Source organism: Paenibacillus residui (genome assembly GCF_042677205.1).
GTDB classification, from domain to species: Bacteria; Bacillota; Bacilli; order Paenibacillales; family NBRC-103111; genus Paenibacillus_L; species Paenibacillus_L residui.
In genome coordinates this window covers 1-23,279 of the sequence record NZ_JBHTIU010000062.1, presented here as the reverse complement: position 1 = coordinate 23,279, position 23,279 = coordinate 1, and the positions used below count along the sequence as shown (strand labels likewise).

19 protein-coding genes are annotated in these 23,279 nt (G+C 51.0%); 6 read left to right on the top strand and 13 right to left on the bottom strand.

Annotated elements, in window-relative coordinates; genetic code table 11:
* Positions 1 to 155 precede the first annotated feature (155 nt).
* From ACFQ03_RS17155 to ACFQ03_RS17135, 5 genes are all read right to left on the bottom strand, one after another.
* The gene (locus tag ACFQ03_RS17155; protein WP_379289640.1) at positions 156 to 1,427 is read right to left on the bottom strand and encodes a methyl-accepting chemotaxis protein; all 1,272 of its coding nucleotides are present in this window, start codon (positions 1,425 to 1,427) and stop codon (positions 156 to 158) included.
* 124 nt (positions 1,428 to 1,551) lie between these two features.
* Positions 1,552 to 1,830 carry a hypothetical protein gene (locus tag ACFQ03_RS17150; RefSeq protein ID WP_379289638.1) on the bottom strand — a complete coding sequence of 93 codons (279 nt, stop codon included), beginning with the start codon at positions 1,828 to 1,830 and terminating at the stop codon, positions 1,552 to 1,554.
* A 65-nt stretch (positions 1,831 to 1,895) separates the two neighbouring features.
* Positions 1,896 to 2,216, bottom strand: coding sequence for a hypothetical protein (locus ACFQ03_RS17145; RefSeq protein ID WP_144934509.1), 321 nt, complete (start codon positions 2,214 to 2,216; stop codon positions 1,896 to 1,898).
* A gap of 134 nt (positions 2,217 to 2,350) precedes the next feature.
* Positions 2,351 to 3,499, bottom strand: a complete 1,149-nt coding sequence (locus ACFQ03_RS17140; protein ID WP_379289636.1) for a D-alanine--D-alanine ligase — start codon at positions 3,497 to 3,499, stop codon at positions 2,351 to 2,353.
* Positions 3,500 to 3,555: 56 nt separating this feature from the next.
* On the bottom strand, positions 3,556 to 4,611 hold the full coding sequence (locus tag ACFQ03_RS17135; protein WP_313960572.1) for an amidase domain-containing protein: 1,056 nt from the start codon (positions 4,609 to 4,611) through the stop codon (positions 3,556 to 3,558).
* A 391-nt stretch (positions 4,612 to 5,002) separates the two neighbouring features.
* On the opposite strand from ACFQ03_RS17135, the gene acnA reads away from it, so the two are divergent.
* Positions 5,003 to 7,720 carry an aconitate hydratase AcnA gene (gene acnA, locus ACFQ03_RS17130; RefSeq protein WP_144934499.1) on the top strand — a complete coding sequence of 906 codons (2,718 nt, stop codon included), beginning with the start codon at positions 5,003 to 5,005 and terminating at the stop codon, positions 7,718 to 7,720.
* Between the two features lie 119 nt (positions 7,721 to 7,839).
* On the opposite strand, the gene ACFQ03_RS17125 is transcribed toward acnA, so the two are convergent.
* A complete protein-coding gene (locus ACFQ03_RS17125) occupies positions 7,840 to 8,586 on the bottom strand; it encodes an IclR family transcriptional regulator (RefSeq protein WP_379289633.1) in 747 nt (248 codons plus the stop codon).
* Positions 8,587 to 8,818: 232 nt separating this feature from the next.
* Between ACFQ03_RS17125 and ACFQ03_RS17120 the strand changes: the two genes are divergently transcribed.
* Positions 8,819 to 10,183 carry a Fe-Mn family superoxide dismutase gene (locus ACFQ03_RS17120; protein WP_379289631.1) on the top strand — a complete coding sequence of 455 codons (1,365 nt, stop codon included), beginning with the start codon at positions 8,819 to 8,821 and terminating at the stop codon, positions 10,181 to 10,183.
* 587 nt (positions 10,184 to 10,770) lie between these two features.
* Here the strand turns inward: ACFQ03_RS17120 and folE are convergent.
* The 6 genes from folE to ACFQ03_RS17090 all read right to left on the bottom strand — a co-directional run bounded on the left by folE (position 10,771) and on the right by ACFQ03_RS17090 (position 15,291).
* Positions 10,771 to 11,361 carry a GTP cyclohydrolase I FolE gene (folE, locus tag ACFQ03_RS17115; protein ID WP_144934490.1) on the bottom strand — a complete coding sequence of 197 codons (591 nt, stop codon included), beginning with the start codon at positions 11,359 to 11,361 and terminating at the stop codon, positions 10,771 to 10,773.
* A gap of 192 nt (positions 11,362 to 11,553) precedes the next feature.
* Complete coding sequence (locus ACFQ03_RS17110; protein ID WP_144934487.1) at positions 11,554 to 11,760, bottom strand: YneF family protein; 207 nt, start codon at positions 11,758 to 11,760, stop codon at positions 11,554 to 11,556.
* A 72-nt stretch (positions 11,761 to 11,832) separates the two neighbouring features.
* Positions 11,833 to 12,345: a methylated-DNA--[protein]-cysteine S-methyltransferase gene (locus tag ACFQ03_RS17105; RefSeq protein WP_144934484.1), complete on the bottom strand. Its 513-nt coding sequence runs from the start codon at positions 12,343 to 12,345 to the stop codon at positions 11,833 to 11,835.
* A gap of 30 nt (positions 12,346 to 12,375) precedes the next feature.
* Entirely contained in the window at positions 12,376 to 13,593 is a 1,218-nt protein-coding gene (gene queG, locus ACFQ03_RS17100) for a tRNA epoxyqueuosine(34) reductase QueG (RefSeq protein WP_144934481.1), read from the bottom strand.
* Between the two features lie 52 nt (positions 13,594 to 13,645).
* Positions 13,646 to 14,239 carry a signal peptidase I gene (lepB, locus tag ACFQ03_RS17095; protein ID WP_379289628.1) on the bottom strand — a complete coding sequence of 198 codons (594 nt, stop codon included), beginning with the start codon at positions 14,237 to 14,239 and terminating at the stop codon, positions 13,646 to 13,648.
* Positions 14,240 to 14,868: 629 nt separating this feature from the next.
* The gene (locus ACFQ03_RS17090; protein ID WP_144934476.1) at positions 14,869 to 15,291 is read right to left on the bottom strand and encodes a GNAT family N-acetyltransferase; all 423 of its coding nucleotides are present in this window, start codon (positions 15,289 to 15,291) and stop codon (positions 14,869 to 14,871) included.
* A gap of 529 nt (positions 15,292 to 15,820) precedes the next feature.
* Between ACFQ03_RS17090 and ACFQ03_RS17085 the strand changes: the two genes are divergently transcribed.
* The 3 genes from ACFQ03_RS17085 (at position 15,821) to ACFQ03_RS17075 (ending at position 20,355) form a co-directional block, all read left to right on the top strand.
* Entirely contained in the window at positions 15,821 to 16,435 is a 615-nt protein-coding gene (locus ACFQ03_RS17085) for a superoxide dismutase (protein ID WP_150959254.1), read from the top strand.
* Between the two features lie 403 nt (positions 16,436 to 16,838).
* Positions 16,839 to 18,629 (top strand): ABC transporter ATP-binding protein, encoded by a 1,791-nt coding sequence (locus ACFQ03_RS17080; RefSeq protein WP_379289625.1) that lies wholly within the window; start codon positions 16,839 to 16,841, stop codon positions 18,627 to 18,629.
* Positions 18,601 to 20,355: an ABC transporter ATP-binding protein gene (locus ACFQ03_RS17075; RefSeq protein WP_379289623.1), complete on the top strand. Its 1,755-nt coding sequence runs from the start codon at positions 18,601 to 18,603 to the stop codon at positions 20,353 to 20,355. Before ACFQ03_RS17080 ends, ACFQ03_RS17075 begins: the two co-directional genes overlap by 29 nt.
* A gap of 350 nt (positions 20,356 to 20,705) precedes the next feature.
* Here ACFQ03_RS17075 and mutY read toward each other — a convergent pair whose 3' ends face one another.
* Entirely contained in the window at positions 20,706 to 21,842 is a 1,137-nt protein-coding gene (gene mutY, locus ACFQ03_RS17070; RefSeq protein ID WP_379289621.1) for an A/G-specific adenine glycosylase, read from the bottom strand.
* A 181-nt stretch (positions 21,843 to 22,023) separates the two neighbouring features.
* On the opposite strand from mutY, the gene ACFQ03_RS17065 reads away from it, so the two are divergent.
* Positions 22,024 to 22,887: an AraC family transcriptional regulator gene (locus ACFQ03_RS17065; protein ID WP_379289619.1), complete on the top strand. Its 864-nt coding sequence runs from the start codon at positions 22,024 to 22,026 to the stop codon at positions 22,885 to 22,887.
* Positions 22,888 to 23,279 lie beyond the last annotated feature (392 nt).

Below are 23,279 nucleotides of genomic sequence, written 5' to 3'. Positions count from 1 at the left end.
ATGTAAAAAATACTTCGACGAAGGTCATTGGAAATCCTTGTTAGTTAATTGGTCAGCCGTAGAAAAAAAACGCTGCACTTCTGCAAGGCAGCAAGAACAGCGGATTTTTACGCAACAAAGAAGGCTTACCTATTAAACGTCTAATCGGCATTCACTTATAGATGGAATACTTTGACCTTATCGTTCAGGGAGTCGGCATGCTCCTTAAGGACTTCCGAAGATGAAGCAATTTCCTGCATCACCGCCGTTTGCTCTTGAGTGGATAGCGCAACCTGCTTAGCGCCTTCGGATATCACCTTGACGATCTTAGCAATTTCCCGTGTTTCTTCAAGTGTATTCTCTATCTGGCGCACTTGATCCGTCACCACTTCGGCAATGCGGTCTACCGATACGGAAGTTTCGTGGGTTGCCGTAGTGATCCGGTTCAGCGCCTCCTTAACCCGTTCCCCTTTGGAGCTTTCATATTCCACCATTTGGACCTGATTCGTAATATTCGTGACCACGTTGGCTACATGCTTCTGAATTTGCTGGATCAGGTCGTTAATGCTGCTGACGGCCGCCGAGCTCTGCTCCGCCAGCTTGCGGATTTCTCCTGCAACTACGGCGAACCCTGCCCCGTGCTCACCCGCCCTGGCCGATTCAATAGAAGCATTCAATGCGAGCAAATGGGTCTGGTCTGAAATATCTCCTACAACTTGCGATATATTCCCGATCTCTATCGCATTGCGATCCAACTCACGTACCAGCTCGATGGTTTGCTGATTAGCCTTGGCGAGGTCGAACAGCCCGTTAACCAGCGTATGCACGACCTCCCCGCTCTCCTCAATGGCACCGACCATATCCTTGGCCAAATTCGATGCGGAGCGGGCTTTCTCGCTGACATCCTCCGCCGCCTGGGTTATCCGCTCTACCGAATTGAAGGTGCTGAGCGTAGACTTCTCCTGCTTCTCTACCCCTTGCGCTATATCATCGATCGTGCTGGCGATGGTTTCGACCTGATGGGCCGCCTGCGTAATTGCTCCGCTAAGGGCAGCCGCATTTTGATTTGTAAATTGAACGTTATTGGAAACCTCGGCAATCATCTGCTTCAAATTCATAACCATTTTATTAAAGGATTGGCTAAGCGCGCTCAGCTCATCTCTGGAATGATGAACCGGCATAGTGACCTGCAAATTCCCGGTAGCCGCCTCATTGACCGCTTCTGTAAGCTTCAGAAGCGGCTTGATCAGCCAATTGGCCGCAATCCAGCCCAGGAAGCCCGTCCAGAATACTCCAAGTCCCAAGATAATCGAAATATATAGCCAATCGGACATCCCGCCGGCAATGATATCCTTCAGGACAAAAATAAACAGGGCACTGGTTCCATACGTGGTTAGGGATACGAGTGTAATACCCAGCACCATCTTCTTGACGATTCCGAATCTCATCTCTGCGACCACACTCCCGACTGATAAAATAAAAATACAACTATTTTCCTATTTTATCGGCATCGGACGACCTAAAATGAATAGTTATACCTAAGTTTCCGTCATTTTTCACAAAGAGACATAGCTAAGACCGGCTGTCAAAGGCGTCCACCCGGCTAATTTCACGTTTTCCCAGCGGTCTGCCGGCCCCGGAATACGAATCTCCGTGGAACCCTCCGGGTCTGTTCCAGCCTGTCCTGAAGCCTTCGCAACTACGGGCGTTAACAGTTGTGTAATGCTTACCGGTCGTCGCTAAAATCGTTTCTCCGCAGAACGGCCGCTCATCCGCCTGAATGTCGGCAACCCGCCACTTCCTTTCCAAAATAACAAAAGCAAAACAGCCTGCGTGGACAAGCTTGTCCATGCAGACTGTTTTCCAGGCAACCGTCAAATTAAAAAAACACGGCTCCTTCTATATAACTCGTCCGGTCAAGATTCCTGCTCACCAAAATACATTTCGTGAGCAAGCGCCGTCTGTACTCTGGCCTCTTCTTCCGTCAGCTTGCGAACCAGCTTCATCTCTACGGAAGTAACTTCCTCGCCCTGGAAGTTGATTTCGGCGACGGATGCGAAGATTTGCACGATGGCAATCGCCTGATTTTCCGGAGTATAGGCTATCACCTTCTGGCCGGTCGGGTATACCCGGAACCCGTTCTTGACCATTTTCGTCATGCCATATTCCAGAAGCTCGTACATTTCCTGCTCTGATTTAAACTTGCAGACTGAGTTGAATTCCGTTTGAAATCCCATAAGTATTCCCCTTTCTGCTCTTAGTCTCCAGAAATTATCCATGGCCTCATGGATGCATGATAGTCGTTATAAAAAAATAATAAATGAGTGCAAATCACTTTATTTTCAGACAATTTCAGGGCGAAGCTGCTAATCTAATTTTCGTCAAAAGTGTATTGAATGCTGTTCTTGTCCTCATGTCTTTGGAAAGCGAGGCGGATCAGATCATCCAGCAGCTGAGGATAGGTCTTGCCGGACGCCTTCCACAACAGGGGATACATGCTGAACGGAGTAAATCCGGGCATCGTATTTATTTCATTAATGTAGACTTGCCCGCTCGCTTTGTCCAGGAAGAAATCCACCCTGGCAAGCCCCGATCCGTCAATCGCCTGAAAAGCGCGAAGAGCCAGCTCCCGGATCTGCTGAGCCTTCTCCTCGGGAAGCTCCGCGGGAATAATCATGGCCGATTTGCCGTCTATATACTTTGCCTTGTAATCATAGAAATCATTCGATGATACAATTTCACCTGCTACGGATACTTCCGGCTCCTCATTGCCGAGTACACCCACCTCGATTTCGCGGGCGGACACATACTCTTCGACAATAACTTTGCGGTCATATTTGAAAGCCAGTTGGACCGCTTCCAGCAGCTCCTCCCGGTCCGACGCCTTCGATACTCCGACGCTGGAACCGAGATTGGCCGGCTTGACGAAGCAAGGATAGCCTACGGCCACTTCAATTTCCATAAGGAAGAAAGCCTGATCCTTAGCCCACTGAGCCTTGGTAAAATGGCGGTATATACATTGAGGAAGCCCCTCTTGCGCAAACAGCTTCTTCATCGTGACCTTATCCATGCCGACCGCCGAAGCCAATACTCCCGCTCCGACATAAGGGATGTTGGCCATTTCCAGCATCCCCTGCAGGGTACCGTCTTCCCCGTAGGTTCCATGCAGCAGAGGGAATATGACATCCAGCGTCCCGGGGTGCTCCGCAGCTTCGGTGACCGCAGTCTCCGCCGCTCCTCCGGAGGCGAACAATGGCATAAGGGCAATACCCGATGGATCGTTCTTGTCCGGGCTTGAAGCATCCGGCTGTTCGGGAGAAATGAGAGCCTGAAGATTGCCGACCGGACCGTTCAACGCTTTGCCGGTGCGCCATTCCCCTTGCTTGGTGATATAGAATGGATAAACTTCGTATTTCGAATGATCGAAGGCCTGGATAACGGCCAGCGCGGTCTGCAGAGAAACGTCATGCTCCCCGGACCTGCCGCCGTAAACTAGCCCTACCCGTATTTTTTTGTCCATGTGTACCTCCGGTTAAGTATAGTCAAAGATGTCTGGTCCAAAGATGTATATTTCGATTACAACCAATCCGGGATATGATACAGGCGGTAATCGGTCCGGTCGGTCCAAGCATAGGAGTCCCGGTAATCCCAGTAACGATGCTTGCTGTTCACCGTTTGGGCATTGACTAAAGGCGAGCCGTCTGCCGAGAATGCGGTAACGATCGTCGTATGCTGGAATCGTCCGTTACCGTCCCAATCGTAGCATATGACGTCTCCTAATTGAAGCTGCTTCGGGGAAGCGACTCTTATCCCCCGCAATCCTGCCTTGCTGCTGTGCAGATGCTGCTGCAAACTGTTGGATACCGCCCAGCTGAAGCTCCAGTTTTCCTGCTTGCCGCTTTTTCCCCGGTACCACCAACCGGATTCTCTTTTTCCAGTATAGTTCATTGGAGCACCGCCTGCAAAGAGGCACTGGGATACGTAATTCGTGCAGTTAACGTCGAAGGCCAGATACTCGGGGTTATAGGAGTCCCACCACATATCCGCATAGCGTACCGCTTGCGCCCGATCATAAGGTGCCACTCGATGAGACATTCTTTGCGCAGGGAAAATTTCCCTGTTCAAATACGGCATGGAGCAGGTTTTCATCCCCGCTATAAGGGCGTACGCACTATCCTCCGGCTGGCTGACCGCTTCCCAATCCCCCATGTAAGGGTTGACGGCATATTCGACTCTTCCCGAGCCCGGCTCATGCTCAGAGGAAGGCGGTCTCTCGACCCGGCTGATGATCCAATGACTTCCTCTCTGACGAAGGGATAAACGTTCGCGTTCAATTCGTTCTTCCTTCTGCCTCCGGTTTAACACATCATATTCAAAGCTTCGCCGCAATTCCACATCGGCCGTGACTATCCCTTCTATTTCTTGTGAATAGATCAGCTTCACTCTGGTTTCGCTCTGCACAGGAGCAAGCCCTCTTTCCCTATGAACGGCAGCCAGCCTGCGCATATGTTTGGACAGCTTATCCAAGTATTCCTCATCCCACAAATAAGGCAGCACCGGCTTCACCGAATAGTCGAGCTCCATCCGGTTGCGTCTGTCCACATATTCATAAATGACGGATTTCCAGCTCATCCTCATTCCCCCTGCTTCAACCTGCGTTTAAACATTCCATTATACGGGATGTCCCGGTCCGGTTGACAAGCTCCGGACGTTTCCTATACAATCCTTCAATTGGTTCACTATATGAGATAAAAATTTGGAAAATGTTTAATTCCTTCAGTTTGGAAAGAATGTTAAAAGAAATTGCTCAGTTCAAGCGTCGGCTCGCGGAATATTACAAGGTGTAGTCGTTGAATTTACGGTTATTTGCGGGTCATCCTTATACTTGCTGATATTTGAAAAAAGGGTTTACTGTGTCTCCGGGAAAAGGTATACTATAGATGAAGCTCAATCGTGAAATCGGATTTCACCAGATGAAACGATTACTGATTTTTCTTTTATTACTTCATAGGAGGGATACTCCATGCCAAGAAAAGACCATTTTTCTGTCAAGACGTCTCTATCGGTCAACAACCAAGAGTACGTGTACTACAGCCTAAGCAAGCTGGAGGAACAAGGGTTCGGCTCCATCACGAAGCTTCCTTATTCCATCAAGGTATTGCTGGAAGCGGCGGTTCGCCAATTTGACGGAAGAGCCATTACCAACGAACATGTTAAACAAATTGCCGGTTGGGCAGACAACTCCGATCCTAACAAGGAAATCCCGTTCATCCCCGCGCGGATCGTGCTTCAGGACTTTACAGGGGTACCCGTTGTCGTAGACCTGGCAGCTATGCGTGCCACGGTTCAACGGTCCGGCGGAGATCCGAAGAAGATTAACCCGCTGGTTCCTGTGGACTTGGTTATCGACCACTCCGTAATGGTCGACTCCTTCGGAAATTCCGAAGCTCTTGCTTATAATGAGAAGATTGAGTTTGAAAGAAACGAAGAACGCTACCGGTTCCTCCGCTGGGCGCAGACAGCCTTCGATAACTTCCGTGCCGTTCCTCCGGATACCGGAATCGTTCACCAAGTGAACCTGGAATATCTGGCTTCTGTAGCGGCTACGAAATCTGTAGACGGAGAGCTTGAAGTTTACCCGGATTCCCTCGTCGGAACGGACTCTCACACGACGATGATCAACGGTCTTGGTGTCGTTGGTTGGGGAGTTGGAGGAATCGAGGCCGAGGCGGGTATGCTCGGACAGCCTCTATACTTCGTTACACCTGAAGTTATCGGATTCAAGCTGACCGGAAGTCTGGCAGAAGGAGCAACCGCAACCGACCTAGCTCTGACGGTTACCCAAATTCTGCGGAAGAAAGGCGTAGTCGGCAAATTCGTAGAGTACTTCGGACCGGGATTGGACAGCTTGAGCCTGTCTGACCGTGCTACGATCGCCAACATGGCGCCTGAATACGGGGCGACCATCGGATTCTTCCCTGTAGATGAAGAAACGTTGAAATACTTGAGACTGACCGGCCGCAGTGAAGAGCAAATTTCTCTCGTTGAAGCCTATTACAAGGCGCAAGGACTGTTCCGTACGAGCGATTCTCCGGACCCGCAATATACGGACGTCATTGAACTGGATCTCTCCACGGTCGTTCCCAGCTTGGCCGGACCGAAGCGTCCTCAAGACCGCGTAGAGCTGACAGAGATGAAGGAATCGTTCAACACCATCGTCCGCACCCCTGTGGAGAAGGGCGGATACGGGCTGAGCGAAGAGAAGCTGAAGGAAGAGGTTAAAGTCTCCCATCCGAACGGCGAAACCTCTACCATGAAGAACGGTGCAGTCGTTATTGCGGCGATCACCAGCTGTACGAACACCTCCAATCCGAGCGTTATGGTTGGAGCGGGTCTCGTGGCGAAGAAAGCGGTAGAGCGCGGATTAACGAAGCCGGGCTACGTGAAGAGCAGCTTGACTCCGGGGTCGCTGGTCGTTACGGAATATCTGACCAAGGCCGGATTGATCGAGCCGCTGGAGAAGCTGGGCTTCCACGTTGCGGGATATGGCTGCGCCACTTGTATCGGTAATAGCGGACCGCTTCCGGATGAAGTTTCCAAAGCGATTGCCGACAACGACCTGACCGTTGCGGCCGTACTGAGCGGTAACCGGAATTTCGAAGGACGGATTCATGCCCAGGTGAAAGCGAACTATCTGGCATCTCCTCCGCTCGTTGTCGCCTACGCTCTGGCCGGTACCGTCGATATCGACCTGACTAAAGATCCGATCGGCTATGACAATAACAACGAGCCGGTTTACTTGAAGGACATTTGGCCTTCCAACCAGGAAATTCAGGAAGCGATCCAGTTGTCTCTGAGCCCGGCTATGTTCCAAGAGAAATATAAAGATGTATACCGCGCCAACCAGCGCTGGAACGAGCTGGATGTTGCCGAAGGCGAACTGTATCAATGGGATGAGAAATCTACCTATATCCAAGAGCCTCCGTTCTTCGTAAACCTGAGCCCTGAGGCGGGTTCGATCGAAAGCATCCAGGGAGCCAAAGTATTGGCCCAGCTTGGCGACTCGGTAACTACGGACCATATCTCTCCGGCCGGTAACATTTCGCCGACCAGCCCTGCGGGACAATATCTGCAGGAGCATGGAGTGGAGAGAAAGGATTTCAACTCCTATGGTTCCCGCCGCGGTAATCATGAAGTGATGATGCGCGGAACGTTCGCCAACATCCGCATCCGCAACCAAGTGGCACCCGGCACGGAAGGCGGCGTAACCACTTATATGCCGACCGGCGAAGTGATGTCCATCTATGACGCTTCCATGAAGTATCAGGATCAGAACACTCCGCTGATCGTACTGGCCGGTAAGGAATATGGAACCGGAAGCTCCCGTGACTGGGCGGCCAAAGGAACCTTCCTGCTCGGAGTTAAAGCCGTTATCGCGGAAAGCTTCGAACGGATTCACCGCAGCAACCTGGTCGGCATGGGCGTCCTGCCGCTTCAATTCCCTGAAGGCATGAGCTGGAAATCGCTCGGTCTGACCGGAACCGAAACCTTCGATATCCTCGGACTGGACGACAACGTACAGCCTGGACAGAAGATCAAGGTGAAGGCAACCCGCGAAGACGGCTCCAGCTTCGAATTCGAAGCGATCGTCCGCCTCGACAGCATGGTTGACGTAGACTACTACCGGAACGGCGGTATTCTGCAAACCGTTCTTCGTCAAATGATGAGAGAAAGCAAATAAAAGCGGCAGGCTGTCCGCTGACAGCCCGCCCGGTTAAGACAATCCCCCCTGTGCGATGCGCACAGGGGGGATTGCTGTGTTATTCGGTTATTTGTTCTCCAGTATTTGTTCTCCAGCGATTACCGAATCATCTTGCCCATCCGGTTGGCCGCTTCGACGATGATGGGAGCATCCTGCTTCATCTGCTCCATCGTCAGCCGGTTAGCCGGGCCGGACACCGCCAGAGCCGCGACGAGCTTATGGGAGCGGTTGAAGATCGGAGCGGCAATGGCCGCCGCCCCTTCCTCCCTCTCCTCAATGCTGGTGGCATATCCCAGCCTTCTCGCCTCCCGGATTTGTTCCAGAAACCGTTCGCGTTCCGGGCCGTTGGGCCAATCCTCCGACTTCTTCAGCTCCTCCAGAGTCTCCGGATCGGCGAAGGCCACCAGAATTTTACTGGAGGCGCCGACATACAGCGGCAGCCTTACGCCAACCCGGGCAACCCGACGGATGGCCTGGTTGCTCTGAACCGCTTGAATGCGAATCCGCTCCAAGCCGTCACGGACATACAAACTGACCGTCTCTCCCACGATATCGCGCAGCCTCTCCATCTCTGGCAGCAGCAGCACCGCAGGGTCATCCGTCTGCGACATGCCGGCAGCCAGCTCCCAAATCCGCAAGCCAAGCCGGAATTTATCCGTTTCTGCATGCCTGACCAGGAAGCCCTTGCTCTCCAGCGAAGCGATCAGCCGGTGAACGGTGCTCTTATGAAGCCCTACCCTGCCTGATATTTCGGTCAAGCTTAAATCCGAAGCGTCCGTAAAGCATAACAAAATATCTAGAGCGCGCTCAACGGCACGCACCGTCAGTTTATTATCATCTACCATGTGCACACCCTCTCAAAGTTTCACCTTATGAAACTCGATTACACCTAGTATACCCGATGCATCGCCGAGCGTAAAGAATCGTTTATCTGCAGGCACCAAAATTTGTTTGTCCTCCCCGGATCCAACGGCCCTGTCCATTGAATTTTCAGGCATACATAATTAGACGATCGAATACATTGACAATAGTGTTTATGTCGGAATCGGCCATATTTTATGCAAGGGGGAATGATCCATGCTGAGAGTCTACGGACCGCTTATGCCATTGAGATTATTGGAAGAAATCCGGTTCTGGAAAATGCAGGAGAAGGAGCATACGGAAGTTATCCGTGCTCTGGTCGGCAATTTGGAGCCGCAATATGTGAAGCTGCTTGAGGAATGGGAGCCTGTATTCGAAAGAACGGAAATGACGGCCACTCAATGGATAGAGGCGCTGATACGCTCCCCTGGAAGCATCTCTCCTTATGCCCACTCGCAAGTTCAAGCTCTGGTGCAGGAGTCGGTCCGTCAATCCCGTCTCTTCGTCCGGCAGCTTATGCATATGCTGCACCACAGCCAGGCCATTGCCGGGAATCCGACGGCCCAGGTCGTCGTGCGCCATATTATCCGCGAGTCGGAATATTTCCTCGGCGTGCTGGATGCCTTTATGTATGATCGCGGGCAAGAGCCCCCATGGCACGGCAGCTATGGAGCCGGGGCGGTCTGGACCGGCTTCGGTTATCATCCGCAAGCAGGCTCCCCGGCAGCGAGCCCCGGCTCTTCACCCAATTTCAAGGGCCAGGAAGCCGGCGCCTACCGGAAATCGGAAGCGGCCGGCACGAATCCGCCGGAACGGACCGGGACCGATTCGGCACCGCGTTCCCAGGCCTCCGGCGGAGAAGAAGTTGCGAAGGTCCACCTGCACCGGGAGAGCGGCGAGCCGCTAACCGCCGCCGGCGAAGGAAGCTGGTCGCAGATGATTCCGGATCTGAAGCCCGTCCCGATCGGTGGGCATGTGCTACCTCCACTTCCTTATAGCTACGATGCACTGGAGCCCCACATTGACGCCGAGACGATGAGAATTCATCACGACAAGCATCACAAAAGCTATGTAGACGGATTGAATCTGGCGGAGAAAAATATGGCCAGAGCACGGCAAACAGGAGACTTTGCCCTTATCAAGCATTGGGAAAGAGAAGCGGCATTTAACGGGGCCGGCCATTATTTGCATACCATCTTCTGGAACATCATGTCTCCGAAAGGAGGAGGCAAGGCGACCGGACCGATTGCCCAGCAAATTAACAAAGACTTCGGCAGCTTTGCCTCGTTCAAGAAGCATTTTTCGGAAGCCGCCAATAAGGTAGAGGGAGGAGGCTGGGCCATCCTTGTCTGGAGTCCGCGCAGCCATCGTCTCGAAATTCTCCAGGCGGAGAAGCATCAGAACCTGTCCCAGTGGGATGTCGTCCCTCTTCTCGTGCTCGATGTCTGGGAGCATTCCTATTATTTGAAATATAAGAACGAGAGGGCCAAATATATAGATGCCTGGTGGAACGTGGTCAACTGGAACCATGTGAACGAAAGATTTGAGCAAGCCCGCAAGCTGCGTTGGCAGCCTTACTGAGTTTTAGCTCTCTACTGCAATAGCTCCTATGAAATCTGGTGAACAGGCAACTGGAGCTCTCTATCGTGCAGGCCATCGTGCAGCTCATCATGCCAGTCATTGTGCGAGTCATTGTGCGAGTCATTGTGAGGAAAGGGGCCGTTCCCATTTCTAACGAAACATAAAAACGCTATTTCCCCAAAAGAAGCCTGCCCCATTTTCTAACGCAACTACCGGTCGCTATTCACCAAAATAGAAGGTCATAGAGCAGCATTTTGCCATAATAACTATCCTGAGTTTCGTTAAATTTTGAAAAGTGCCGGTTTTTACTTCAATAGCGGTTCTCAAGTTCGTTAAGCGTCAAAAAAGCGAGTGTTAGTGGAATTTGACCACTAACCTCGCTCTTTTTTCGAAGTCATATACAATTTTCCGGTTAAGACTGTTTTTAGTCATGTGGAACCGACTCTATTAGACAGCTCCCCTAGCCGGGCAGAAATCGGATCTAACGCTATCTACAGAATAACAGCATCCTTCGCTGAACCCATCTCTGTGCCATTGTTCCAGAATAGCTCCCGGACTTCCATTGATCAACCGCTTAGTCCTTCAGCTCAGTCCTTCAGCAAGGACATGAACTCAGCCCTCAATGCGGCATCCTTCTGGAATACTCCTCTGATAGCCGAAGTGACGGTCTTGCTCTCCGGCTTCTTCACGCCGCGGGAACACATGCACAGGTGCTGTCCATCCACTACCACCATAACCCCGTGAGGCTCCAGCACTTCCACCATAGTGTCCGCTATATCCGCGGTAATACGTTCCTGCAGCTGCAGTCTTCGCGCTACCGCATCCACCAGTCTGGCCAGCTTGCTTAGGCCGGCTACCTTGCCGCTTGGAATATATCCGATATGGACTTTGCCGAAGAAGGGCGCCATATGGTGCTCGCAGGTGCTGTAGTAGACAATATCCTTGACGATGACCAATTCCTCATGCTTCTCATCGAACGTGACATCCAGAATTTCACGCAGATCCGCATGGTATCCGGCGAAAATCTCCTCATACATTCGGGTCACTCGGGCAGGCGTCTCCAGCAAGCCTTCGCGACGAGGGTCCTCTCCGATCAGACGAAGAATTTCCCGGATGTGGCCCTCTATCTCCTCACGGTGATCAGCCACTTTCTCATTCCTGTATTCCTGAAAAGCCATGTGCATAACCTCCATTTGCCCGACCACTGGATCTCGTACGTTGGACTACTTTCACCGTTCTTGGTCGTTGTCTTGGTTTGCCTCAATAGAATTATAAGGGGTGCATCCCGTACAGCTTATAATTCCATTTTGGCGATGAAACATCCATCAAACTCGGGTCGTAACCCACGAAATATTCGGATAAAGCTATCCTTATTTAAACTTCTGCTTTTTCATCATCTGTTGAACTTTTTGCATCTGTTGTTTGTTCATGTTGTAACCCATCTGCTTTGCCATCTTCTGCAGCATGTCCGGATTGCTCTGCATCTTCTCGATCTGCTTTCTCAAGTAGAAGACACCGGCAAAAAACCCTATGGCGATTCCGGCAATGAGGGTTATAATGGGGATGACATAGTTCATGGTGACACCTCGACCTCTAATTTTCTTTCTAACCTGATTAATGATAGCATGTCCGGGCTCTTGTGACAAACATTAACCGTTCCATCCTTCCAATTCCAGAAGAAATCGCTTAATCGGCAGCCCACCGCCGTATCCGACCAATTCCCCGTTGGCTCCAATGACCCGGTGACAAGGAATAATAATCGACAACGGATTGTTGTGATTGGCCCCTCCTATCGCCCTTACCGCCTTAGGAGATCCGATTGCCTGACCGATCTGCAGGTAGGAGCGGGTTTCCCCGTAAGGAATTTGCCGCAGGGCATTCCATACCCGCAATTGAAAAGCGGTTCCGCGCAAGTCCAACGGAAGCCTGAAAGCCAGCCGCTTTCCTGCAAAATATTCCTCAAGCTGTTTTACCGTTTCCCTTAGTACCAGCTTGTCCGGAAAAATCGTCTCCGCCGAAAGCTTCTCCCGGCACCATTTCTGTAAGGTGCTCTCCACTTCGCTGTAGCGCCCGAATTCCAATCTGCATAATCCCTGTTCGGAGGCGCACAATACCAGCGGCCCGACCGGTGATTCCATCTCATCATAGAATGCCTGCGGCATACTGTACCTCCCCCTTGCCTTCGCATCGGCTCATTTTGCTGATTGCGGCTTGACTGCATGTTTTTCCTCGGCCCCAGGGTCAGCCGGCGCTGCCCATTTATCCAATGCCTTGTCCAGTTCCTCGCGGACCTTATCTTCGGTTTCCTTGTCCAACGCCTTAAGCACGGCATCCTTCGCTTCTTCTCCGGCAATTCTCCCCAACGACCATGCCGCCGTGGCCCGGATTTCCGGCCGGGGATCCTCCAGAAGCAGCTTGGACAGTAACGGGACGGCCGTCCGGTCCCGGAAATGCCCCAGCGCAATAACCGCATTCCTCTGAATCGGCTTCCTGCCTCTCCAGGAGGCGGCGCTTTGCCCGTATTTATCCTTGAATTCCCGGTTGCTCATCGTGAGCAGCGGCTTCAATAGCGGCTTCACCAGCTCGGGGTCGGGCTGCAGCTCCGGCTGATGCGTCCAATTCATTCCTTTATTTTTGGGACAGACGATTTGACAGGTATCGCAGCCGTATAGGCGATTTCCTATTTTCTCCTTGAATTCGTCCTCCACGTAGCCTTTGGTTTGAGTAATGAAGGAAATGCAGCGATTAGAATTCAACTGCCCGGGACCAACCAGCGCCCCCGTCGGGCAGGCATCGATACAGATCGTACAATCCCCGCACTCTTCCGTAATCGGCGTATCCGGGGGCAGAGGAAGATTCGTCACCATCTCGCCCAAATAAACCCAGGATCCCCATTCCGGAGTGATGATCGCGCAATTTTTGCCGCTCCAGCCGATTCCCGCCCGCTCGGATACAGCACGGTCCACCAAGGCTCCCGTATCCACCATGCTGACCATATGGGCTCCGTCTACCCGGCTGCGGATGAACTCCTCCAATCTGGCTAACCGGTCCCTCAGAACATGGTGATAGTCCGTTCCCCAGGCCGAACGCGAAATCATTCCCCGATAAGCCCCGGGCTCCGACCTCGGAGGATTATTCAGCTTGGACGGGTAAGCAATCGCAATCGCGATGATGGAACGAGGTTCGTCAAGACTTCGATCAGGGTATACCCTTTTATCGATATCCGGCTCCTCGAAGCCCGATTCGTAGCCCTTCCTCCGGTGCTCCAGCAAAATATCCTTCAGCTCCAGGAACGGGTCTGCTGTAGTAAAGCCTATTTTGTCGATGCCAAGCTTAGGAGCGGCCTCCACGATTTCCTTCTTGAGCGCAAGCCATTCCTCTCTCCCCGCCGATCCTGTCAGCAGCTTCATTTTGCCTCACCTCTCTATGCTCCGGGGCTGCGAGCCTCCTAGTTTAAGAGACTCAGACTCCTCCAAACTTGTTCAATGGCCAAATAACCCAGACCGCCTTCCCCACCACGGCAGATTGAGCGATAGCGCCGAACGTCCGGCTATCCCGGCTGGCACTGCGCCGGCGGTTATCCCCGAGAACAAACAGATGACCCTCCTTCACCTGATAGGGTCCAAAATCGCCATCTTCAATAGGGGAGCTGACATAATCCTCTTCCATCAACTGATCGTTCACATACAGCTTGCCAGACCGGATTTCGACCCAGTCTCCCGCTTCCGCAATAACGCGCTTAACCAGATAGTCCCTGCTGCCGCCTGTGGGAGCCGGATCCTTGAAGATCACAATATCCCCGTAGTGGGGTGCTGTAAAGCGGTAGATAATTCTATTGACAAACAGCCTCTCCCCATTCGACAGGGTCGGTTCCATGGAATGGCCGTCCACAATAGACTGGGAGAAGACGAACTGATTAACGATTACCACAACCAATAGAGCAACGGAGATAGACTTGATCCAATCCCACAATTCTGCCGCGAAGCTGCCGTGTGATTGTTCTCTCCTCTCCTTAATGGCCGGGTCTTTACACTCATCATCCAAGGCTGGGTTCATAAACCTGTCCTCCGACTTTCTTTCCACTTGGTCTATAAATACGGCAATAATGAAGCTTCCATTCCGTTTCCAAAGGAAAAGTGCCGCCGAAGCCTACAACAACCCTCTGCTTTATTTCTTGATGAGTAAGCCTTGGACGGCAGGTTTGCAAGCGTTAATCCTGTAAACCGCTTTCTCCCTGCGCTGTATGGACGAAACCTCCGTTTGCCGCAATATTATAACTTCATACACCTTATTATTCAGGAAGCGATAAATTTCCCTCTTCTATAGCCCCGGCATTCGCTGCAAGAGTTAACCGGTATCCGGAAATAAGCATCGCTTCTTATTAATCCCTGTTTTGAATATAGCATGATCCAACAGGTATAACCACCCTCGCCCGCTTCCATCATTATGACGCTGCAGCAAGGTCTTCCATACCTGCAAACCGCTTTAAGCAGAAAAAATTTATCGAGCATTCGAGGAAGCGTGAATCATTTAATACACATTTTATCGTCAAATAGAATTCGATGTCGTTCATAGGAATCGGAAGCTATTCTGTACGGCAAAATAAAGAAAGCATATCATCCTGCCATTAAAGGCTATCAGTGATATGCTTAATCGTCCATTTGTCTGCTGATTCGTGTATGTCATTAACCGTTAACGATACGTAGGGGCTTCAGAGGCTTGAGAAAATCGCTCGCACTGTACCCTAAAGATCTGTACAAAGGAAGGACAGGTTCGTTGTGGGCATCGACGGTAACGACAATTTGGCTGACCTTGCGATGGATGAATCTCTGCTTCAGCGAATTGATCAATGCCTTTCCAACCCCTTTACCCCGATGATCGGGATGAACGGCGATCCGGTAATAATAGCCTTTATTATCATCAATCGTCCCAATAATCAGTCCAATGATTTCTTCTTCAATGGCGGCGACCAGCACCAATTGACTGTCCAATGACAACTGTCGGCTGAATGCCTTCTTGGTCTCTTTACAGCATTCCTCGGACAAGACTTCCTGCAAAAGTTGGGTTACCGGATAAAAATCAGATAAATGAAAGGAACGTACGATCATGTCTGTCTCCCCCGCAGCATTGGATTAAGTGATTCTATAACATCGGGACTAAACTAAGAGCTTGTTATATTATTTTACTACAAAAATCGTCAAAATCCTTCAAATTGTTAAAAAAAATTAATAAAAATTTCAGATTTCTCTTGAAAACGCTTCATTTCAAGCGCTTTCATCGATTTAATATCGTTTATTTTATTTGTACGACCATTCATCTTTTTTAAGAATAAAAAAAGGTAATTTTGTTCAACCTAATTAAAGCCGATTCGCAGTATGAACCATTGTAAAGTATTTATGTAATAGGATATGTAGCCTCTGTTTATTCAGTCAAATAATAAAATATAGTACACAAAAATGCTTCTTCAGGCAATGCCCGAATTTTTTTCATTTTGCATTTTTCACCTATTATATCTGTATGATAGTTCCAGGGCTGATTAAAACCGCTTCTACTTTAGATACATAAATGTTGATTTATTATCTTAAATATTGGATAATAAATAAAGAAACGAATTACATAATATTAGGAGGTTATATCATGGCACATCAATTACCAGCACTACCTTACCCTAACAATGCTCTGGAACCCCATATCGACGAGCAAACCATGATGATTCACCATGACCGCCACCACAATACCTACGTGACGAATTTGAATGCGGCATTGGAAAGCGCTCCTGAATTACAAAACAAAAGTGTGGAAGAATTAATTTCCGATTTGAACAGCGTGCCGGAATCAATCCGCACAGCGGTCCGCAATAACGGAGGAGGACATGCTAACCACTCCTTGTTCTGGGTAACGATCGGCCCTAACGGCGGAGGACAGCCTACCGGCGCTCTGGCCGATGCCATCAACAATGAACTCGGCGGCTTCGACAAGTTCAAGGAAGATTTCGCTAAAGCTGCTGCAACCCGTTTCGGCAGCGGTTGGGCTTGGCTGTCCGTCGACAAGGACGGCAAGCTTGAAGTAAGCAGCACTCCGAACCAGGACAGCCCGCTGATGGAAGGTAAAACCCCAATCCTCGGACTGGACGTATGGGAGCACGCTTATTATTTGAAATATCAAAACAAACGTCCGGATTACATCGCTGCATTCTGGAACGTTGTCAATTGGGACGAAGTAGGCAAGCGCTACGAAGCTGCCAAGAAGTAAGGAACCAAGATTTATTGAATTGAAATTGCAAGCAGGCCCGGCATTATGACGAGCCTGCTTTTATTTATGGTTTTACCGGAAGATCAAGAGCCGTGCCCTTTAAACGTCGTCCTTTCAGTCTCGTCATTTCTGGAACCTATTTCTATTGGATGGTTTTTAAGTCGGTAAGGAATAGTATTGATCGCGTGATTTTAGGACGACAGCTATTTGTAAAACAAATTTTATGCAAACAAGAGAAAAATGGAGATTTCGCGAGTATCTGTTTTCTGAAAATGTGGACAACCCATGACACTTCGAACATTGGCAAAAGACGAACATTTGTTTTTCTCCGTTTGACACTTTAAACGCGCAATTGCTACCCTAGTCATAATTTCCATTTATATGGAACGGAGTGATCGTTCAATTGCTGAAGTTTCCGGATTGGTTTATTTTTTTCGTTAAACAATTGACTCGTTCCAAGGGGGCCATCCTGTTTATCTCCCTACTTACCGCAATAGCTGTAGTATGCGGGACAGCCGCTCCTCTCCTCATTGGTCGACTAATGGACGGGGTCATGCTGCGCGGCGCCGAGGGAATGGTCAGAATCTCCCTTCTGTTATTGGGAGCCTTACTGCTGGCGGAGCTATGCGTCGCCCTTCGGGCCTATATATCCGCCAAGACGATGACCCGGCTTTCCTATGAGTTAACGGAAGAAACATTGGCTTCCGTACTTCACACTTCTGCCGATTTCTCCACGAAAACCTCTAGGGGTGAACTCCTTCAGCGATGTACCCAGGATACCAGGGTGATCCAGCAGTTTGGGTTGGCTACTCTTCCCGGCTTTGCACAAGAGCTTTTGCTGGCCTGTGCCGCGATAGCCGTCATCGCCCAATGGAATTGGACCCTTGCGATTGTCCTTCTGGCATCATACTTCATTCTGTTTATTCCAGTCCATATCTACGGCCGCAAAAGGGGCAACGCCAGACAAAAACTGGTCGCCCAAGACGCAAAGCTCCGCCAGAGCCTGCTGGAAAGACTGGATACGGTCAAGCAAATCAAATTATATGGAACCGAACGAAGGGAATATGAGGATTTCGCAACGGATCAGGGCAAATGGGCAGACCTCAAGTTTCAGGAGAATATTGAGGACAGCCTTTACAGAACCTTTCCCCGCATCCCTGATTCGTTGGCTCCGGCATTGGTTTTTTTGTTTGCGGGATGGCAGATGTTTAAGGGGGAAGCTTCCGTGGGGCAGTTAGTAACTATTCTCGCTTATATTCCGGCAATCAATGCTCCGGCACGCTCGTTTTTCGGACTGTATGTCAGTTTTGCCGATATTAAGGTGCGGATTCACGGAATAATAGAGTATTTGTGTCTGCCCGTCGAGTCAGGCAAGCAACCCGGTTTACGCCAGCTACCGGATTATCGGCAGCAGCCCATTTCATTTCATGATGTCCATGTTGCAGGGCCGCGAGGCGATTTGCTGCGCAATCTCAGCTTCACGATCCTGCCCGGCGAGCATGTCGCAATTGTCGGACCGAGCGGAGCCGGCAAAAGCACGCTGCTCCAGCTGCTGCTACGGCTGCGAGAACCATCGGCAGGCGAAATTAGGATTGGCGGTATCTCCATTCGCGAGCTGGACGCGACCCATCTCCGAAGCCGCATCGGATATATCATGCAGGAAGGCATATGGTTCCGGGATAGCTTATTCCGCAACTTAACCTATCTCGGTGATGCCGATCGGGGGACGTTGGATAAGTGGATGAAAGCATTCGGAGCGGAGGATATCGTGTCCAAACTGCCTTCCGGCTACGATTCCGAGATCGATTTCAACGGCAATCGCCTTTCCGGCGGACAACGACAGCTTATCAATCTGGTACGCACGATGGTGAAGGAACCCGACATACTGCTGCTCGATGAGGCGACCTCCGCTCTGGATCAAACTAGTGAAGCCACCGTGTATCAAGCTTTGGAAGCCTGTGCAGGCAGCCTAACCCGGATTAATATCACCCATCGCTTGAGAGGAGCCGCCTTAGCTGATCGGATTCTCGTGCTGGACAAGGGAGAACTGGTAGAGGTAGGTACCCATGAACAGCTCCTACGTCAACAGGGGCCGTATGCCAGAATGTGGCGACAAGAACAACATGAGCAGGCTGCGGATGCTCCACCGAGAGGAGGCGTTTCGGATGAACGAATCCCAGCCCTCACCCGATAGATGGCCGGCCGTTTCAGCTTATGCCAAGAAGAATCTTTTGCCCCACTGGCCAAACTTATTTCTGATTTTAATGAAAAATGTAATTGGCAGCCTGCTATACATGGTACCCCCCTTCCTGTCCAAATACATACTGGAAACCGTGTTTCCAGAGCAGAATTGGAATCTGCTCATCACCGTCACAATATGCATGGTAGCCGCACCGATTATAGGGAGCATGATGATTATACTGGAGGATGTGTGGGGACGATTCATGATTCGGCTGGCCGGCCGGGGAAGGGCGGATTTGTATAACGGGATTCAGCACCGCCCCCTCGGCTGGCTGCATAATAACAGGACAGGCGATTTGCTTACACGTATTCTGGACGACACACATTCCATTACGGATTTGGTTAACGGACATCTCGGGTTTATGCTTTTTCACATAGTGACCATAACGGCGGGTTCGGCAGTTTTGCTTGTGCTGGAGCCTACATTGGCTTCTATCGTTCTCATATTATGGGCGGGACAGGCAGCCCTCGTGAAGCTTCTGGGCCGCCACGTCAAACAGAAAGCCGCTGAAACAGCTCGTCATAAATCTTTAGTCTCGGAATCAGTACGGGAAATCATCTCCGGGGCTGCCTTCATCAAGGCAGCAGGAAAAGAGTCCAAAGCTATCGGACATTTGCGGGACTGCTTGCGTCAGGAGTGGAATCATACCCGGCGCGAGGTATTGGCGGATCATAAAGTTCGCTTGCTCCATGCTTCCTTGAACGCAAGCTTCCTCGTTTTCATGTACACGGCCGGCGGCTGGCTCGTACTTCAGAATAAAATGACCATTGGTTCTCTTGTGGCCTTCGTCGCCGTTTACAATTGGCTCAGACCGTTCGGAATCTCACTGATTGACATGGTTATAGGCACCATGAAGGTAATCCCCTCGATGGAACGGGTAACCGATATTGCGTTTCCTGTACGTAAGACGAACGCGGGCAGCATACCCCAAGGGCCAATCACACTGGAGACCAGGAGTCTGTCATTTCGCTACGACAGCCGACCTATACTGGACGATGTCAGCTTTCAAGTTCCTTCCGGCGCCATCGTGTCTATAGTAGGCTATCGAGGTTCCGGCAAATCAACTCTTGTCGATCTGCTCCTCGGACTATACGAGCCGGTATCCGGATGCGTTTGCCTAAATGGAATTCCTTTGCCGCAACTCGATCCTGCTTGGCTTCGAAGTCAGGTGCTTTGCGTATCTCAGGATGTAAGGCTAAGGAGCGGAACCATTCTGGACAATATCGTATTCGGCCGGGAAAACATCGGAATGGAGGAGGTTTGGGAAGCCGTTCGCCTCGCCCAGCTGGATGATTGGATTTCCCGTCTTCCCGATGGCTTGTTTACTCGGGTGGGCGAACAAGCGCTGCAAATATCCGGCGGAGAACGACAGAGAATTAGTATTGCGCGTGCACTGCTGCGCAAACCGGCCATTCTTATCTTCGATGAGGCTACTTCTGCTCTAGATCAAGGGACAGAACGAAGACTACTGAAGCAGATGATTAATGAGCTAAAGGGGGTAACGCTTCTCTTTATTACCCATCGCCTAGATGTTACTCAGCAATCCGACGAAGTCCTGGTGCTGCATGAAGGCCGTCTCGTCGACAGGGGTAGCCCCGAGGAGCTAAGGTCGCGTCCGGGTATTTATCAGGAGCTATGGGTGGAGCAACAAACACCTCTTACGGAGAAAAACTTCTGACGAAGCAGTTCAATAGAGGATCGAAACTGTGTGCCCTTCTGTACGATTATTCATACAAAAGCTGGACTTCACGGCGCACCCATGTCTAATTGTTCGATTTTACGTACAAACCGTTCTCTTTCACATCAGATCATCGCGCATTTATATCTCTTTTACTATGGGGCGGATACGGGCGAGATAGATACTTTTTTTCAAAAAGCCTGACTTTTAACACTATTTCGCCTCACAATCCGCTGTTTCAACCCGGAAATCTATTTGATCTGCAAAGGACTGACAATGATTTTTGTCTTTAATACGCTTTTGGGACGCGACGTAATGTCAGTAGATACGCTAGAGCATCAAGACACAGCTTAAGTTTGTTCTATTCCGACTTCAGCCAGAATGCGCAGGAACACATTCGGGAAGGCGTAGCGCTCCATCTCGCCGGCATCGAGCCAGCGATAATGGGGCGGCAGCCCGGCAGCCTCGAACCGGGGATCGAGACGGCACCGGTACACGGCCAGCTCCCAACGGATATGGCTGAAGATATGCTCCGCATCCATCAGCCACCGTTCCGGGAGCACCGTGACCCCGTCCGTCTCCGCCAGCCCGGCGCCGAGCGCCTCCATCTCCGCCCCCTGCTGCGCTGCCGCCGCCTTTCCTGCAGGCCGCTCGATCTCTATGTGGGGAAGCTCCCACATATTGGCGAGCAGGCCCTGGCGGGGCCGGCGGCGGATGAGCAGCTTTCCGGCGTGAGGGCCGCTGCCTTCGATCAGGGCAACGGCCCTCGCCTCGATGCGCGGCGGCTTCGCCTTCGTCTTGACCGGCAGCTCCTCCGCTCTCCCCTCCAGCCTGCCCCTGCACCGTTCCATAACCGGGCAGGTGAGGCAGTGAGGGGACCGCGGCGTGCATACGGTCGCGCCCAGCTCCATCAGCGCCTGATTGAAGCTGCCGGCCTCCCCTTCCGGGATCAGCTCCCGGGCCAGCTTCTCCATCTTCACGCGCGTAGGCCCTTTGGCAATGTCGTCCTCGATGAGGAAGAAGCGGGACAGCACCCTCATGACATTGCCATCCACCGCCGGCTCCGGCACATTATAGGCGATGCTGAGCACCGCCCCCGCCGTATACGGCCCTACTCCCTTCAGCGAGGAGAAGTCCTCCTTCCGGTCGGGAACCGTCCCTCCGTAGCGCTCGTGCACCTCTCTTACGGCGGACTGCAAATTTCTCGCCCGCGAATAATAGCCGAGGCCTTCCCAGGCCTTCAGCACTTCCTCCTCCGGTGCGTGGGCCAGAGCCTCTACATCCGGGAACTTCTCCAGAAACCGGAAATAATACGGAATGACCGTATCCACCCGGGTCTGCTGCAGCATAACCTCGGATACCCAAATATGATAAGGGTCCGACGTTCTTCTCCAGGGCAAATCGCGCTTATTCCGGTCGTACCATTCCAGCAGACCGGCGGCAAAATAACGTCTGGTCTCTAACTCTTGCATTGTATTATCGTGCATTACGTCTCCTCTTTCCGCCAAAACCCGGTATAATAGTAGTAGATTATTTCTAATGTTCGAATTCCGTAGATACCCGGCGAGAACTTACTTCTGTCGGAGCAGTTGTAATCCGTTCCACACCATCTGCAAATGCGGCTCTCTACGAAATGCCTGCAAATTAAGACGATGGGATGTGCTAGACATGCTGACACCGGGCGAATTGGCCTCAGCTTTAAACAAGCTCGTATTCTCACCGCAATTGATTGGACATAACAAAACGGATGCGGATTGGCACCATAAACCCGGGCGAATCCGTCACCCTTCCATGTGGCTTATCGTTAAAGGCAAAGGGGTCTTCACTATTAACGGCACTCACTATCCGGCCGAGCCGGGGAAGCTGTTCTTCTTCAACCCCGATATGACCGTTGAGCGCAGGACAGACCCGCTCGATCCGTTGGAATATTACTTTATCCGCTATCATTACGCCGAATGCTTCCAGGATAAGGATGTCTGGAGCTTCAATACGGAGCAGGACCGTCCTTTTCCCCTGCAGGGCATGTATACGTTGAACAATCCCCCGCAGATGATCTATCTGCTGGAGCAGCTTGTCGTGCTCTGGAAAAGAAGGGGCCCGATTACCGCGATGCGCCGCAAAATCATGCTGCAGGAGCTTATGCTTAACATTATACTGGATTTTCGCTCCCAGAAAATCACGGGCAACACGACGGCTGCGATTGACAAAACGCAGGATTACATGAGCCGGCATTACCAGGAACCGTTCTCGCTGGAGCAGCTTGCCCAGATGGCCGGCCTCAGCGTCAGCCATTACTCCCGGCTGTTTAAGAAATATACGGGTTACAGCCCCATTGACTACTTGACCCATATTCGGGTGGACCGCGCCAAGGAATTGCTGGTCCTGTCGGATTACCGGCTGAAATCGATAGCGAACAGCGTCGGTTATTCGGACGAGTTTTATTTTAGCCGAATTTTCAAGAAAATTGAAGGCATCTCCCCCCGGGACTATGCCAAGAAGCACCGCAATGGCGGCGGTAAAAAAAGCTCTTAACGAGGTTTTTTCGGAGATGAACAACCCGGTTCTAGAGGTAGCTTTTTATGCCAATAAGAATCTTTTTTTACACCGCCTTAACGCTGTAAAATTCTTATGTGGTAAAAAAAGCTCTTAACGAGGTTTTTTCGGAGATGAATAACCCGGTTCTAGAGGTTGTCCCAGCGGATGGTTAAGCATCGATGAAACGGTAACGGACATGAGAGACCCTATTTCGTCAATTTAGGCCGTTTTTTTAGACTAACGGAAATAGGCGCGCTTATTGCACAGAATTCTTCTACTTTCGCGAGTATTTCTTGAAAATAAGGTCATCTGGGTCCGTTAAAGGGTAGCGTCAAGAAGTTTGTGTAAGCTGGTAGGGTTATCCATCGGGACGATGGATAAGAAATATT